Source organism: Bartonella sp. B1099, assembly GCF_944801835.1.
In the GTDB taxonomy this organism is placed as follows: Bacteria; Pseudomonadota; Alphaproteobacteria; order Rhizobiales; family Rhizobiaceae; genus Bartonella.
Map to the genome: position 1 here is coordinate 1,014,803 of NZ_CALYLN010000001.1, position 16,419 is coordinate 1,031,221.

At 35.8% G+C, this 16,419-nt stretch carries 7 protein-coding genes and 2 pseudogenes; 6 read left to right on the forward strand and 3 right to left on the reverse strand.

The annotated features are described in order from the left end of the window. Window positions 1-13 precede the first annotated feature (13 nt). From phoU to NNJ73_RS04205, 6 genes are all read left to right on the forward strand, one after another. Window positions 14-736 carry a phosphate signaling complex protein PhoU gene (gene phoU, locus NNJ73_RS04180; protein WP_254492849.1) on the forward strand — a complete coding sequence of 241 codons (723 nt, stop codon included), beginning with the start codon at window positions 14-16 and terminating at the stop codon, window positions 734-736. Window positions 737-1,305: 569 nt separating this feature from the next. After that, window positions 1,306-2,142: a cell wall hydrolase gene (locus NNJ73_RS04185; protein ID WP_254492850.1), complete on the forward strand. Its 837-nt coding sequence runs from the start codon at window positions 1,306-1,308 to the stop codon at window positions 2,140-2,142. A gap of 179 nt (window positions 2,143-2,321) precedes the next feature. Beyond that, window positions 2,322-3,569 (forward strand): aminopeptidase, encoded by a 1,248-nt coding sequence (locus NNJ73_RS04190; RefSeq protein ID WP_254492851.1) that lies wholly within the window; start codon window positions 2,322-2,324, stop codon window positions 3,567-3,569. Window positions 3,570-3,855: 286 nt separating this feature from the next. Next, complete coding sequence (gene mutM / locus NNJ73_RS04195) at window positions 3,856-4,731, forward strand: bifunctional DNA-formamidopyrimidine glycosylase/DNA-(apurinic or apyrimidinic site) lyase (protein WP_254492852.1); 876 nt, start codon at window positions 3,856-3,858, stop codon at window positions 4,729-4,731. An 85-nt stretch (window positions 4,732-4,816) separates the two neighbouring features. Continuing rightward, complete coding sequence (locus NNJ73_RS04200; protein ID WP_254492853.1) at window positions 4,817-6,211, forward strand: M20/M25/M40 family metallo-hydrolase; 1,395 nt, start codon at window positions 4,817-4,819, stop codon at window positions 6,209-6,211. Continuing rightward, complete coding sequence (locus NNJ73_RS04205; RefSeq protein WP_254492854.1) at window positions 6,204-6,824, forward strand: ribonuclease D; 621 nt, start codon at window positions 6,204-6,206, stop codon at window positions 6,822-6,824. Before NNJ73_RS04200 ends, NNJ73_RS04205 begins: the two co-directional genes overlap by 8 nt. A 581-nt stretch (window positions 6,825-7,405) precedes the next feature. Here the strand turns inward: NNJ73_RS04205 and NNJ73_RS04210 are convergent. The 3 genes and pseudogenes from NNJ73_RS04210 to NNJ73_RS04220 all read right to left on the reverse strand — a co-directional run. Then, window positions 7,406-7,669 (reverse strand): annotated as a pseudogene (locus NNJ73_RS04210) (tyrosine-type recombinase/integrase); the annotation flags it as partial. Window positions 7,670-9,294: 1,625 nt separating this feature from the next. Beyond that, window positions 9,295-10,008 (reverse strand): hypothetical protein, encoded by a 714-nt coding sequence (locus NNJ73_RS04215; RefSeq protein WP_254492855.1) that lies wholly within the window; start codon window positions 10,006-10,008, stop codon window positions 9,295-9,297. A 1,228-nt stretch (window positions 10,009-11,236) separates the two neighbouring features. Then, window positions 11,237-16,143, reverse strand: a pseudogene (locus tag NNJ73_RS04220) (DEAD/DEAH box helicase). Between the last annotated feature and the right edge of the window lie 276 nt (window positions 16,144-16,419).

Consider the following 16,419-nt stretch of genomic DNA (forward strand, 5'->3'; position numbering starts at 1 on the left):
AGGAGTATAAGATATGTCTATGAACCATACTGTTCGTTCTTATGATGCAGAACTAAAATATCTAAAAGCAAGGATTACAGAAATGGGGCGCCATGCGGAAAGAATGATTGAACGTTCTGTTTCATCGGTTGTCTGTAGTGATCTTCAACTTGCAACGGTAGTGATTGCCGATGATGTGTTTTTAGATGAAGCAGAACGTGATATTGATGAAAAAGCGGTCGCTATTATTTGCAAGCGTCAACCAATGGCTGTAGATTTGCGTGAAATTATTGGAGCCATTCGTATTTCTTCTGATCTTGAGCGGATTGGAGATATGGCCAAAAACATTGCTAAGAGGACTGTTGCCCTTTCAGAAATACGTCAATCCGCCTCCTTTTATCATGGGCTTGAAACAATTACAGCCTTAGCGCTCAATCAATTAAAAGAAGTCTTAGATGCTTATACGAGTCGTCGATTAGAGCGTGTTGACGCTGTGCGTGAGCGCGATGAGAAGATTGATGCTTTGTATACTTCTCTTTTTCGTGAACTTTTGACATATATGATGGAAGATATGCGCAATATTACGGTTTGTACGCACTTGCTGTTTTGTTTAAAGAATATTGAACGAATTGGTGATCATGTTACCAATATCGCTGAAATGTTGCATTATATCATAACGGGGTATCATATGTCTTCTGATCGTCCTCGCGATGACCTTACCTATAAAGTTGGCGTAGGTGAGAAGAAAAGAGATTAAAAGTTGCTTGTAGATACATTGAGCATTTTCTTACAATACAGAAGCTTTAGAAAGAACATCAATAAGGATATAGTAACCATATGATGAAAAAGCATACAGAAGCACCAAAGAGTTTTTTAGGCTAACATGGCAGATTATTAACTCTTAATTTGACATTTTTATATATTGGATGATACCATCACTTGAATTATGGCCGGAGGGGGATTTTCTTTCTGATCATTTTGTTAAGATCTATATTATAAGGGGTATCTATATTATTTTTTCAATATTGACGCAAAGAGTTTTAATATCCCAGTTTTTTCGTATGTAGAATGAGTGATCATATTATTTTATTGTGATTGAAATGTGTGGGGTGTTAGAGGCTTATATTGTTCCATGAGAAGCGACAATATTGATCTATAAATTTAAGAGTATTTTATTTTTTATTTCGCATAGATAGTTTTTGATTACCATTTGTATTAAAATTTTACTGAGTGGTAACAATTAGCTGTATACTTTATTGAGAGATACATTTAAAGCTCATTTCAAAATTTGAATGGCTCAAAGATTATAGGAATGTGTTGCCTAAGATGAAAAAAAATCGTTGGAATGTTTTTGTTACCTGTTGCGTAGCGCCGTTAGTTGTTGTGGGGTGTGCTGTAAATCATTTAGATGCTGAAAAAGTAAATAATAAGAAAACACAAACAGTTACGTATCCATTGACAGAGCGCCAATGCCTTATGCGTGCGATGTATTTTGAGTCAAATCGTTCGAGCCGTGAAGGGATGATTGCCGTTGGGACGGTTGTTATGAATCGTGTTAATTCAAGCGCTTATCCTAAGACGATTTGTGGTGTTGTTGGTCAATATAAGCAGTTTGCGCCTGGTGTTTTAACGCGCCCCATGACGGAGAAAACATCTGTTGCTCGTGTAAGAGAAGCTGCTGATGCAGTTTTACGGGGTGAACGAGATAAGAAGGTTAAACACGCTAAGTTTTTTCATACCGCTGGTTTGTCTTTTCCTTATAAAAACATGCACTATGTTCATGTTGCAGGGGGGAATGCTTTTTATGAAAAGCGATCCCGTGATGGATCACTTCAAATTCCTACGGATAATCGCCCTTATGATGTTGCTTATGCCTTTGCTCAGGAGCGTTCTGGTTATGCACCAAGCTTTATCGATGAAGGTTTAGAAAGTAAGGGAGTCAAAGCAGAGAAAAGTGCATCTCCTTCAACAGAAGTAGCTCAGTCCAAGACTGTACAACCTACATCTTTTGCTATGGTACAGCTTGATAAAGTTCCCATTCCAACCTATGCGCCTAAACATCTAGCGAGGAAAGAGGAAAATAAAACAATTATGGCGTTGCCTTCATCAGATCAGTTAAATGCAATTGTTGCAATGTTAGAAAAACGACACAGAAACTGGTAAGTTTTTGTGCTACCGAAGAAGAGTTTTACATCCCATTGCGGTTTATGAATTCAGTGAACTCTTTAGTAATGTGCTATGTATAAATAGATGTAGAGAAAGTAAATTGAAAGGATCTGGAAAAGCAATTTAGAATATGGTGGCGTTAAAGAACGCATTTTACTTAAAGAAGGGTATAGGTAATGTATTTTGATATTCATGAGACAATTTCGCTTGAAATGCTTAATCGTCTTGCAGAAGTTACGGTAAAAGTGGGGTTAAATTTACAAGAGGGGCAGGATCTTGTTTTGACGGCTCCAGTTTCAGCATTACCTTTTGTTCGGCGTATTGCATATCATGCTTATAAGGTTGGTGCTGGTGTCATTACACCAATTTTTAGTGATGATATGTTATCGCTTACGCGTTTTGAAAATGCCCATACAGCTAGTTTTGATTGTGCTCCTTCTTGGCTCTATGAGGGAATGGCGAAGGCTTTTGAAAATGGGGCCGCACGTTTAGCGATTGTTGGTGATAATCCTTTACTCCTTTCCAATCAAGATTTTGATAAGATTGCGCGATTAAATAAAGCCACTTCAATGGCTTATCAGCCGGCACTCAAGCAAATATCGAATTTTGCTATGAATTGGTCGATTGTTGCTTATCCAACAGCGGGATGGGCTGAGGCGATTTTTCCTTCTTTGCCGCTTAATGAGGCAATTAAAAAGTTAGCTGATGCTATTTTTTCTGCTTCACGTGTTACAGGAGAAGATCCGGTGCATGCATGGACTGTCCATAATGCAAATTTGAAGAAACGGTCATCTTGGCTTAATGATCAGCGTTTTTCTGCTTTGCATTTTACAGGACCAGGGACTGATTTAACCGTTGGTTTAGCAGATGGTCATGAATGGCATGGGGGTGCATCCGTTGCAAAAAATGGTGTTATTTGCAATCCTAACATTCCGACAGAAGAAGTTTTCACGACTCCTCATGCTCATAGGGTTGAAGGTTTTGTGCGCTCAACAAAGCCTCTTTCCTATCAAGGAACATTGATTGATAATATTGAAGTACGTTTTGAAGCAGGGCGCATTGTTGAGGCCAGAGCATCAACAGGCGAGGCAGTTTTTCAGCAAGTTTTGCAAAATGATGAAGGTGCAAGCCGATTGGGTGAAGTTGCTCTTGTCCCTCATTCTTCACCAATTTCTAAGAGTGAGCTCCTTTTTTATAATACCTTATTTGATGAAAATGCAGCCTGTCATATTGCTTTAGGGCAGTGTTATTCCAAATGCTTTTTAGATGGGGCATCATTGACATCAGAAGAGATTGCAGCACGTGGTGGTAATAAAAGTGTTATTCATATTGATTGGATGATTGGCTCTGGTGAAATTGACATAGATGGTCTTACGCAGGATGGTGTAAGAGTTCCTATCTTTCGTAAGGGAGAATGGGCTTAATTCTGTTATGCTGTAAAAGTAAAACACAACATTTGAGGTCGACAAGTCTCCTTGACAGGGCAAGTATTTCTAGAGTACGTGGGTGAATATTCAAGACAAAGCTTGATCGTGTAAAACCTTTTGTTAAGTGAGTTACATGAGTATGAAGCCAAATAGAGTTCACTCGACAAGAATCACGGTTGTTTACAGAGCAGATGGGATGAAAATTTTTGTTCTTTAAGTGTGGGGAAGAGTTCAATTGATCAGTGGATACGCTTGGAGAGTGCGTAATTATTAAAGAGGACTGATGCCTGAGCTTCCTGAAGTAGAGACGGTTCGTCGTGGACTTAAGTCTGTTGTCACTGATGCAAAGATAGTATCTGTCAAACTTAATCGTAGAGATTTGCGTTTTCCTTTTCCTGAGGCTTTTTCTGAACGGCTTATTGGTAGAAAAATTTTAGAACTTGGTCGGCGTGCGAAATATTTATTATTTCATCTTTCTCAGGATGAAACGATTTTAAGCCATTTAGGAATGTCTGGTTCATGGCGTATAGAGAATGATCTTTTAAGAAAAGCTTTTTCAACGACCAGTAAATTGGTTAAGCATGATCATTTTATCATGGATATTCAGACAAGGAATGGTGAAGTTTATCATCTTATTTATAATGATGTGCGTCGCTTTGGGTTTATGCTGTTAGTTGATACGGACAAGCTTTATAAACACCCGCTTTTAAATAAGCTAGGGCTTGAACCTATGAGTCATGCATTTTCTGGTCGTTATTTACAAAAGGCTTTTGTTAATAAAAAAATGTCTCTCAAGGGTGTTTTACTTGATCAGTCTATTGTTGCGGGACTTGGAAATATTTATGTTTGCGAGGCACTTTGGCGGAGTCGTTTGTCTCCACAGCGTGGTGCATTTACATTAGCGTCAAAAACGGTATATGCAGGTGAACTTGCAGATTCTTTAGCACAGAATATACGCAATGTAATTTCTGAAGCGATTTTATCTGGTGGTTCTTCTTTACGTGATTATATGCATATAGATGGTTCCCTTGGTTATTTTCAACATGCCTTTTCAGTTTATGGGCGAGAAGGTAAGGAATGTTTGGAATGTGGAACGCCTATATTACGTATTTTACAGGCTGGACGTTCAAGTTTTTACTGCTCACAGTGTCAAAAATGAATAAGATGTCTTGCAAAATCCTACAAGAGGCTTAAAGTCAGGTTCTTACATTATACGAATATATGAGGCTTGAGAGGTTTTTTTTATGCTGAATAAAGTACTAACACATCTTGATGGAAATATAGAAAAGAGCCTTGAACGCCTTTTTTCTCTTTTACGTTTTCAATCGATCTCTACAGACTCGGCTTATAAGGACGCATGTCGTCAAGCAGCTGATTGGTTAGTAGAGGATTTAAAAAGCATTGGTTTTGAGGCTTCACGACGTGATACACCGGGTCATCCAATGGTTGTTGGGCATCATCCAGGACCTTCAGAGGATTGTTTACATGTATTGTTTTACGGACATTATGATGTTCAACCTGTTGATCCATTGAGTTTATGGGAGGATGATCCATTTACACCTTCTTTAAAAGAGAGAGATGGAGAGAAAGTTATTTGTGCCCGTGGTGCTTCTGATGATAAAGGTCAGTTGATGACATTTATTGAAGCATGTCGTGCCTATAAGCAAGAAACAGGACAGCTTCCTGTTAAAGTGACTATTTTATGTGAAGGTGAGGAAGAATGTGCCTCTCCTTCTCTTATTCCTTTTTTAAAAGCAAATAAAGATGAACTTAAGGCAGATTATGCATTGGTTTGTGATACGTCGATGTGGGATGCGGATACACCCTCTATTGCTCTTTCTCTTCGAGGAATTATGGCGGAAGAGATTATTATCACAGCAGCAAATCGTGATTTGCATTCTGGTTATTTTGGGGGCGTAGCCGCTAATCCCATTCGTATTTTAGCTAAAATATTGGCAGGACTTCACGATGAAAATAATAAGGTGACGCTTCCTGGTTTTTATGATGGCGTAGAAGAAACACCTCCACATATTTTACAATCATGGAATGCGCTTCATTGTACTGCTGAAAATTTGCTTGGTCCTATCGGTCTTTCCGTTCCATCAGGTGAAAAAGGACGGAGCATTTTAGAGCTTGTATGGGCACGTCCTACCATGGAATTTAATGGTATTAGTGGGGGCTATGAAGGGGAAGGAATGAAAACGGTTATTGCGTCTCAAGCGAGTGCAAAAGTATCGTGTCGTCTAGTTCATAAGCAAGATCCAGAGAAAATACGCCAAGCGTTTCGTGATTATGTCCGTAGCTCAATTCCTACTGATTGTACGGTTGAATTTAAGAATCATGGTTCTTCTCCAGCACTTCAACTGTCTGATGATTCATCTTTTATCAAGGAGGCAAAGGATGCTTTATCAGAAGAGTGGGAAGTTCCTGCTGTCTTGACAGCCATGGGGGGGTCGATTCCAATTGTTGCTGATTTTCGGTCAATTCTTGGTATGGAAACTCTTTTGGTTGGTTTTGGATTGGCTGATGACCGTATTCATTCGCCTAATGAAAAGTATAATCTAAAATCGTTTCATAAGGGGCAAAGGTCTTGGGCGCGCATTCTTACCGCTTTAGCAAAGAGGAGGGTGAATGGCTGAGATTCGCGTTCATCAAGGTGATTTGCCAAACTTAGACAATTATAAAACTGATGCCGTTGCGATTGACACTGAGACTTTAGGATTACAACCACATCGTGATCGTTTGTGTGTTGTTCAGATTTCTCCTGGAGATGGGACTGCGGATATTATACAAATTGCTAAAGGACAAAAGAGTGCTCCTAATTTGGTCAAGCTTCTTAAAGATAACGCCGTCACCAAAATATTCCATTTTGGGCGTTTTGATCTTGCTATTTTAGCGCATACATTTGGTGTTATGCCAGAGGCTGTTTTTTGTACAAAGATTGCTTCAAAACTCACGCGTACCTATACGGATCGTCATGGCTTGAAAGAAATTTGTAATGAAATGCTGAATGTAAATATTTCTAAACAGCAACAATCATCGGATTGGGCCGCAGAAACGTTATCACAGGCACAAATTGAATATGCTGCGTCGGATGTGTTATATTTGCATCGTTTGAAGGTTATATTTGAAGAACGTTTAAGACGCGAAGAGCGAGAAAGTGTTGCCAAGGCGTGCTTTCAATTTTTGCCTATGAGAGCTAAGCTTGACCTTTTAGGATGGTCGGAAGTTGATATTTTTGCCCATAGCTAACTTTAAAAGTTGGCTTTTAATAGAGGTGAATTATGGATGCAAGAGGACAAAATGCCGATAATGTAGGCATTTTGTCCTTTTTTCTCTCATCTTTTTAGATAATAATTATAACATAAGTGCTCTTTGATTTAAAGTTGAGGCAATAAAAGCAATTTTGAAGAGAGATTAAGAATTACAGTAGGCTGGAAGATTTAAATCTCTGAAACTGCTATACAGCCTAAGAGGGGGAGAATATGAAGGCATCAATGTAAAAAACATTCTCATTCTGACGATCATTCATATTACTTTACGCCTTTCAAAAGGACCTAAAGTAATATGTGTTAAGGAATGCAAATTACGCATCGCCTTACGCTTTTCTTTAGCAGAGTTACACCCTTTATGTAAAATATCCTCCCTAAACGGAGAATATATTGGAATTTCTCATTCACGTGCTTTTTTAAGAAATCTTTCTTAAGGCATGCAAGTCCATGGCACGGCGGCGCTCATGAGTGGTATATAAAAAGCAAGTAAAATAAAATAGTTATGTCTAATATAAGGGAATAGGTGAATCTTGATTTTATAACGTTTTTTTGCCTCTATCCCTAACTTTTTTGGAGCTTTTTTATAGCTTCAAGAGCTAATCTTTTACGATCTGCGCTCTTTGTGTAAAGAGATGCCATAGCATCATTTGTCCAACCAAAGAGTGCTTTCAGTTGTGATACTGTTGCACCACAATTAGCTGCGCGTGTTACTGCTAATTTTCTTAAACCATGTGCTGATTTTTTTATGCCTGCTGTATAACAAGCCTCTCTAAATGCATCGCCAAAACTTTCTTTAACGAGTTTTTTATTAGTTTTACTACAGATGATGCAGCATCATATCAAAAAACAGAATAAAGTCAATATGTTGTTTGCAATTATTTTATATGAATCCACTTAAGAATCCACACTTTTATACGTGTTTAATTTGACCATTTTTTTATAAAAGATTGCCATGTATGAATAGAGCATAAAAAGCAAATCATGATGTAAATATTATAACGCATGTGTCATTCAAATAAAATGAAAAGCAGTTATCATTCATAACAGTTCATAAATTTTATGATACGTTTTTATCATTCAAAATCGCATTGTTAAAAATTTAATCATTTGAAATTATCGATAACATACGTTTAAAGATCACAGTTTATTTTAAAGATTGGATTGTTAATCGCATTATCAAACATAAGATTATGGTTTTCAAAATTGAGAAGCATAAAATCTAAAGATGTTATAGCAACATTAGATCATCCTACAGAGAGTAATTGCTTAAAACTTTTATAAGCTTATAGGTTTTAACTCATAAGGGCGCATAAAAGGATTTAAAGACAAAATCGTTTTTAAAACGCTTTCTAAAAATTTAGAAAACGATAGGTAGATATTTATACAGACACTATCATCACAACAAGTATGAAATTCACAATGTATGTCTTATGATGCAAAAACCTTTTAATGAATATAGTGCATGGTTGTCTTGAAAAACGGAACTATATTCGCTTCCATAAAAAAATGGAGGCGCATAATGCCATAGAAGTAGAAATACTATATACCTTAGACATGGTAATAAAAAACGTTTTAAAAGTTATCGTTTAAAAGCACTCACCCCAAATTTGGAGGCACCTATTGAAACAAAGATAAGCAAACAAAATTCAAAACCATTGTAACATCATAAAGGCATGGGATTTTACTTAATTTTTAGAAAAAACAATGCTGTTCAAAAAATGCTCTATTCTAAAGTTAACGCCTCCAAAATTGGATTGGTTAATTGAGTGCAAAATGAAAAGATGCTTATGAGAACCTCTTTAAGTGAACGTTTAAACGTTTGAAACATAAAATGAGATCTTTATAAGAAACGTTGAAAACCTCTTTTTATAACAGCTATAATTTAGTTATCATTTGCTTTTCAGAACGTTTCATTTAAAGATCTAGATTTCACAGCAGAGCCAATTTTAAAAGCCTTATATTTTATGAAAGCGTTTTGATTTGTTTGATAGGTTTTTATTTTAGAATGTCAGTTATTTGAATTCACTCAACTCAATTTTGAGCTTAGTAGTATATTAAAACGTTTTAAAGAAGCATTGTGATTATGTGCTTTATTTCAAATGAATCTCTTTAAAGAAAAGGGCATTTTATTGATACGTTTGATAGCCATAAAAGCGTTTATATTTTCTTTCATTCAAATGAATGCTATCAAGATTATACCTATCCTTTACGTTCCTTTTGATAAGTTTTCATAACGACAATAGAGCGCTTGCAATATGATACGTTTTGTATATAGGCATCATTACTCCATTGCGAGTGATTAATTTTAATCATTAGAATCAAAATTAGAAAGCCGCGTCATATTAATGGCACGGCTTTCTTTTTGAATTCTCTCTTTTATGATACGTTTTAAACAATGCTTATAATGCATTTATAGCCATAAAGAAGGCACTCACATACTATTATTTGTTTTATTTCTCAATCTTTACAACCTCATCGCTTTTATAGACCTCATAATTATCAGGAACCAATTTTATTTTACTTTGTGTATCTATTTTTGCTCTTCCATAGGCACGACCCCAAACCTTGACATAACCAGAGATTTTCGCATTGCCATAGACCTTGCCATAAATCTTTGCAAAGCCTTTGATAGCAGCTTGTCCATAAATTTTTGCACTGCTGTAAATACAAGCAGACCCAGAAACCTTTGAATGACCATAGATCCTTGCATGATCATAAACAAAAGCATCATGAGAAACGCGCGCATGATTATAAATATGGGAATTGCTATAAACACGGGCGCAACCACTCACATGAGCTTTGCCATAAACATTCCCTGCGACATGAGCACTGTCATAGACACAAGCATGGTCATAAATTTTTGCATATCGAGTGATTACAGCCTTGCCATAAACCTCAGCATTGCCATAAACAAGAGCCTCATCATAAACCCAGCAATTGCCATAGTGTGATAAGTTGCTTTCATTTTCAATATAGCCACCTAGATCGCCAGCCTTGACATCATCAAAATCTCTTAAAGCTCTAATTCGCTTTAAGAAATGACCATCTATATATTCACAATCATCAATAAATTCGTATTTTTTTGCAGGCTCTTGTTTATTAGCAGGTACAGTTTTATTAGCAATGTTAGAAATAACGGGGGTGTTTTTTGATATAGTTTTCATAGTCAAAACCTTACTGATTATACGTTTTTCAATTGACACCTTCTATAGAGGCGTCGGGTGTTGAAAAACACGGCAGTAAGTCCGTTGCTTACACTTTTCCCATAAGGGTATTATATGGTGTAAGCACACCCGACAAAATCGTTATATGCCAATCACAGCATAAAAGATAGTCACTATTTTAAAGACTTTGGAAAGGTTGTTTCGTAACCTATCCGCTTACTGTTTAAAGTGTTTTTCAATCACTTGAGTATTTATATAGCAAAATACGTATTTATTGTCAAATAATATTTTATCTTTTTTTGATATTTTTTATGATTTTTTTAAATGCATTGTGTGTAAATATTTATCATATGCTTATGAATTGCTTCTTTTGTATTATGTGATTTTAAAGCTATATTATGGGCTTTCTTAAACGATTGCGTTATTTTTTGAATCTATACATTTATAATATTTATAAACGCTCTCATCATGCGTATTTTTAACTTTATAACCTATCATGTTTTTTACTAAATGGTTTTTAATATTTCTGTTAATTTCTTTTATAACACATTTGAAACTTGACAGCCTTTTATAGGAACTGTCTTTATAATAACATTTTCATTTGCATTTTTGCTTTATTCAAAGCTACAGTTTTTACGCTTTCTCTATAGCTGCTATGTTTTTATAGCCACCGCATTATTTTCCATTTTCATAAGAGAAATGATAATTGTGATTTATTGCTTTTATGAAAGCATCTAAAGAGAGATTGCTAATTATAGAAATGAGCAAAATCCCTTTTAATAGACTTTTGTCAGTGCTGTCAGTCTTGTCAGTTCTTTTTAGCCCCCCCTTTATATATATTTTTTAATCAAAAATAAAAGTTATTATATTTCAATGTGTTAGCATTTTAATGATGCAACCATTATTAAGATATAACTCATAAATACAATCAATAGTATATTTTTGAAGGTATTTTGAGGGTTTGAGAAACCTTCAAAACCTATAGCAAAATGAATATACAAAACTCTTTTTAAACAAAGCTTTTAAAAAGCATAAAGCTATCATTTGAGATTACGGTATAACCTCTTAAAGGCAATCCAAATAAGAGTGTTTAAAAGTGCAAATGTTCTTTTTTTAGAAGAACGCATATAAACACTCCTTTTAAGATTGTATCTAATAAACTTACAAAAGAGGTATAGATTATGATTATAAGACTCTATACCCCTTATGATTATAAGGTCTTATAAGTCTATTCAGTTTCTCTAATTTCTAATTTTGGTAGGTTCTTAACGATTTTCATTGTCTCTAAACTTACAGTAATAACCCTTTGAAACAATTCTAGAGGGTAGGCAGGGTTTCCAACGGTCTCGACAGCATAGCGATTGGCATCATTCACAATACCACTCTTTTTATCAGTCTTTACACATTGACGCCCCATAACCCATTCAAGAGCGGGCTTGCCATTAACGATATACTCATAAGCTTCAAGAGGGATACCTGTCATAGTGATATTACTATTGTAAAAAACGATAGATTTATCTTTTACCTTATTTTTGCTAAAGAATTTCATTTCTGTAACGTAGTAAAATTTTTCTGGATTAGAGATATCAGTTTGTTTTGGATTGCCTTTCTTAAAGGTTACTGGATAAGGTTCTACAGTTTCATAATTTACGTGCAAATGACCCAATTCACGCCCTGCTGTAACAAATTTCCAAAAATCATCAGCACTCTTTACACAAGGGATACGAGGCAATTCTTTGCATAAATTATGAGCATAGCGAGTACGATAATCTTCCGAATGCAAAAGACCGTAAATGTAATAAAAAATATCTTCTTTTGTTATATTCTCATTAGGATAAGCAGCTTTAAAATGGGCTAACCCCGCATCTGTAATGCCATCACGAACTTTCTTTTTTGCACCTGTAGTAAATAAGCTATGGTCATGATGTTTCTTATCTTCACAATGAAATATAAGCGGATAACATCTTGTTTTTTCTAATGTATCATAGGTAATGGGTTTATTAGTCATGAGACAAGAGAAACTTGAGTTACTACCACTACCTGAAACACAAATACCAAGATTATGTGAAATATCTGGATTAAAAAATTTATGTGTTTGTCCTAGTACTTCATTAAAAAATGGCGATGTATAATGCCACATTGTTATAAACGGGCGATAAAGAACGAGAGCTTTTAGATTTGGTTCAAATTTTGCATCTATTCTTTGCTTTAATTTAGAACGAAGGCTTCTTGACCAACTAATTTTTGTAGCATCATAATCAATAATTTTTTCCATAGGTACATAAGACTTTTCAACAACGAGACTCCTCTGTATATTAAAAAATCAATTGTTTTTTTGAATGGATTTATCTAATTTTTCATATGAGAAATTGTAAACCCAAGCATCTCGATTTGATAATACACCAGGTGACATTATCTCAAAAAATTTAGCATCTGCTAAAATATTTTTATTTCCCATTGAAATAAATTGATCAAAATCCGCATTTCTTTTCTTGATCCAATCATATTTTTCATTAGGGCTAATCGGAATAAATTTTTTAGATTGCACTATCTCTTTTACACTTCTCAATGTACGTAATCTTTCTAATTTTTCTTTGGTAGAAAGATTATTACCAATATCATGATAGTAAATCTTACATGGCTGTTTCTCATATGGATTGCGTACAAAAAGAGTTATAGCTATACCATTCATGCAACCAGATTTAAAGACGTTTTCTCCTTCTTTTGCTATATCTTTTGATTTCATATTTTTTCGAATATCACCACGAAGATTAATGATATAAATAGCAGAATACTCATTTTGTAAGCATCTTCGCATACCATCAGCAAATGTTTTATCTATCCATCCATTCCCAGAGACATAAGCTACATACCTCCTTTTTGACTTAAGCGATTACTTGCCCAACGAATGGCACGAATGTAGCTATCGTAAAGTGCTCGCATATTCATTGATTTAGATTGAGCAGCATATGTATCTCGAATGTTATCATTAAGTGTATCATAAGATACATTCGGATTATTATCATTGGCATTTTTTTGCCCTACTGAATAAGGAGGGTTGCCAACAATAACTTGGATATCGGCTTCCTGCTGTTTTTTACACCGCTCTGAATTCTCAAACATATAGCGTGTGAAGAAATCTTTCTCCTCCAGCATCAGAAACGTATCAGTTAAACAAATCCCTTCAAAGGGTATATAATCTCCTTTCATAAGACTATGATAGGTCGATTCAATATTAATGGCAGCTATGTAATAAGCTAAGAGAACAATTTCGTTGGCTTTGATTTCATTTCGGAACTTATATTCCATATCCTCTGGTTTTATGAGATTGGATTGTAAAAGTCGTGTAATAAAGGTCCCAGTTCCAGTAAAAGGGTCTAGAATAGAGACGCCTCGAGAACTTAAGCTTTGTCCAAACTCTTGCTCTAAAACATCATTGACGGAATGTAAGATAAAATCGACTATTTCAATGGGGGTATAAACAATTCCAAGTTTATCTGTTGTCTTTTTGAATGCCTTGGTAAAAAAATCTTCATAAAGTCTGATAATAAGATTCTGTTTTGCGCGCGTTTCAATAATACCTTCTGTATCCTCCTTTACACTTTGATAAAATTTATCAAGATCTTTGGCTTCGTCTTTGATATTCATCTTATCAAGTTCAGCTAAGATCTTTTCCATAGCTTGCGAGATGGCGTTTTTACTCACAAACTCATTTCCATCAAACAAGGATTCAAAAATAGGACGCGTCACAAGATGTTGCGCCAACATCTCAAGTGCATCTTCTTGCTCGATACTGTCATTTAAACCGTTCTTTAATTCCTTGTGAAAAACATGAAAAGCACGATAAGCTTCACTCTTTTTATCAGCGAGTATGCTTTTAAGACGGATAATATGATTTTGTGCAATTGCCGCAACATTACCCGCCCAGTTTCCCCATTGATTAGCCTCCCCACATTTTCTGACAATGATTGGCTTAATAGCACGCGATAATTCATCAATATAAAAATAGAATTCTTCTTGTACTTCATACCTATGAGGGTTTTCATTCGCTACTGAACCAATATGGAGCCCAGCACTTTCAGACTTTGCATGGAAGGATAGTTCGTCAACAACTGCGGTCATTGCTTGTAAAGCAGGGTCAAAAGTTACCCCTACAATCTCAAACAGATGACGAACATCTTGGTCTAGCTCTAAGGCTTTCATTTTGTTTTTGAAGTTGTCATCATGAGCACGCAAAGCATTGAGAACTTGCCAGATGACATCATACTTTTTATTGTTTTCTAAAGCCTGTTGTGGTGGAATATTGAAGGGAATACCAACGGGTAAAATGATATAGCCTGTTGTTTTACCTTCTGCGCGACGCATCACACGCCCCACCGCTTGTATCACATCTACATGACTTTTACGCGGGTGTAAAAACATAACCGCATCAAGAGCGGGCACATCAATCCCTTCTGAAAGACAACGCACATTGGTGAGCACACGGCAGTTATTTTCATCTGTATCTTCTTTAAGCCAATCAAGTAATTTGTTACGCTCTTTACCATTAAAAGTCCCATCAATGTGCTTAACATCAAAGATAAGAGATGTCTTACTTTCAGGAACAAATTTATGATATTCATCAATAGCATCATTGAAAATCTCACTAACGCGTTCAGATGTATTGATATCTTTACAAAAAGCCAGAGAACGACGCATAGGTTTTATGCCATCGTCTTCCTTCTTTTCTATTTGAGCCAGTGCTTTGTAGCAGCCAATGATTTTGGTTGTATCATCAAGAATAAGTTCGGAATTTTTATCTTTAAGACGTTTCTGAATTGTTGCGTTGATAATTGCTTCATCAACAGCTAAGACGATAACTTTATAGGGTGCTAAAAGTTTATCTTGTAGAGCTTTTGAAAAAGTATAAGTGTAAAGATTTTTCCCATAGAGCGCTTCATCATCCATGGACGCCAGAACGGCATCGGATACGTCAGCCTTCTTTTTCAGCTTGTCAGTAAAGATCTTAGGGGTTGCTGTCATGTATAGACGTTTTTTACCTTGAATGATGCTGTTATCATGAACCTTGATAAATTCAGATTCATGCTTGTCTGTTCCTAATACAACACCAGTCGTACGGTGTGCTTCATCACAAATGATTAGATCAAATTCGGGTAAATCATATTCCTTTTGCGCATCGGAAATCACTTGAATGGAATGATAGGTTGAAAAGATGACCGTCATTGCCTCTGCGAAGTTTTCACAAGCTTCTTTGGCAAGGGCTTTTGCATCTGTTGTAGCAGGAAGAACAAGATCTGATGTTTCCATGCCAACCATGTCATCTTGGTTTTTACGACGCTTTCCTACTTTTGTATCCGAACACACCGCAAAGGAACGCAAGGGAATTTGTGTGTCCAGTGTCCATTCACGGATTGTTTGTGAGACTAAAGCAAGAGAAGGCACCAAAAACAACACACGCTTGCCTTTTCCCGCTATGGTCTCTGCTATCTTAAGGCTTGTGAACGTTTTGCCTGTTCCACATGCCATAATTAGCTTGCCACGGTCTGCTTCTTTTAAACCTTCACAGACTTTCTTGATGGCTTCTTTCTGATGGGGACGAGGTTCTTTTGTAACTTTCAGAACAACTTTTTGTTTTGTTGCAAATATTTGCCAATCTATACGACTGTTTTCCATATGACGAAGGTCAATGCGATAAACGGGTATCGCTTGTCCTTTAATCATGGCATTCACATTGTCACTTAATTCACTTTCAGTGCTATCAACGAGAAGGCGATATTTAAAGATGTCTTTTCCAGAGGCTGCGATAAAGCTATCAATATCCTTTTTACTGATCTGATGGTCTGCTTTATAAAACTTACATTGAATAGCCACATAGCCTTCTTGATTGCGAAGTTTTGCAACCAGATCAATGCCGATATCATTTTTATTCCAATCCTCACGCTCTTTAGCCCATTCAAAATAGCTTTCAACCTTTTCATAGCGTCCATAATGGATAGGGTCATGCATAAGATATTTGCTAATAAAATCTTCAAAAATTTTTCCCTTTTTAGCATTTGAAGTTGCTTGTTGACGATAATATTCCAACAGAGAACGTAGCGTGACGTGTTTATTATCAGACTTAACAGATTGCAGCATATTACAATAAAAATCCCTTGCCTTATAAGATGATCAATAACCATCAAAAGAATCAAAACGAATTCAATTAAATGCGTTTAAAACAAATATCGATAAAAATGGGGAAAAACTGCTAAAAAGCCGATAATTTTTTCAAAAGAGTTTTTAAAAGGATACTTATCAACAGTCTATGAGAGAGATCAGATCAGAAAAATAGTGAAATTTGCTATTCATTTGATGTGTTAATCAAGACAGATGCAATACGTTCTTTTAAAATATCATAATGATTATTTTGAA

What these genes read in the sequence shown, in the direction of transcription:
- phoU (WP_254492849.1), top strand. Translation starts at nt 14, where the DNA reads ATGTCTATGAACCATACTGTTCGTTCTTATGATGCAGAACTAAAATAT.
- NNJ73_RS04185 (WP_254492850.1), top strand. Translation starts at nt 1,306, where the DNA reads ATGAAAAAAAATCGTTGGAATGTTTTTGTTACCTGTTGCGTAGCGCCG.
- NNJ73_RS04190 (WP_254492851.1), top strand. Translation starts at nt 2,322, where the DNA reads ATGTATTTTGATATTCATGAGACAATTTCGCTTGAAATGCTTAATCGT.
- mutM (WP_254492852.1), top strand. Translation starts at nt 3,856, where the DNA reads ATGCCTGAGCTTCCTGAAGTAGAGACGGTTCGTCGTGGACTTAAGTCT.
- NNJ73_RS04200 (WP_254492853.1), top strand. Translation starts at nt 4,817, where the DNA reads ATGCTGAATAAAGTACTAACACATCTTGATGGAAATATAGAAAAGAGC.
- NNJ73_RS04205 (WP_254492854.1), top strand. Translation starts at nt 6,204, where the DNA reads ATGGCTGAGATTCGCGTTCATCAAGGTGATTTGCCAAACTTAGACAAT.
- NNJ73_RS04215 (WP_254492855.1), bottom strand. Translation starts at nt 10,008, where the DNA reads ATGAAAACTATATCAAAAAACACCCCCGTTATTTCTAACATTGCTAAT.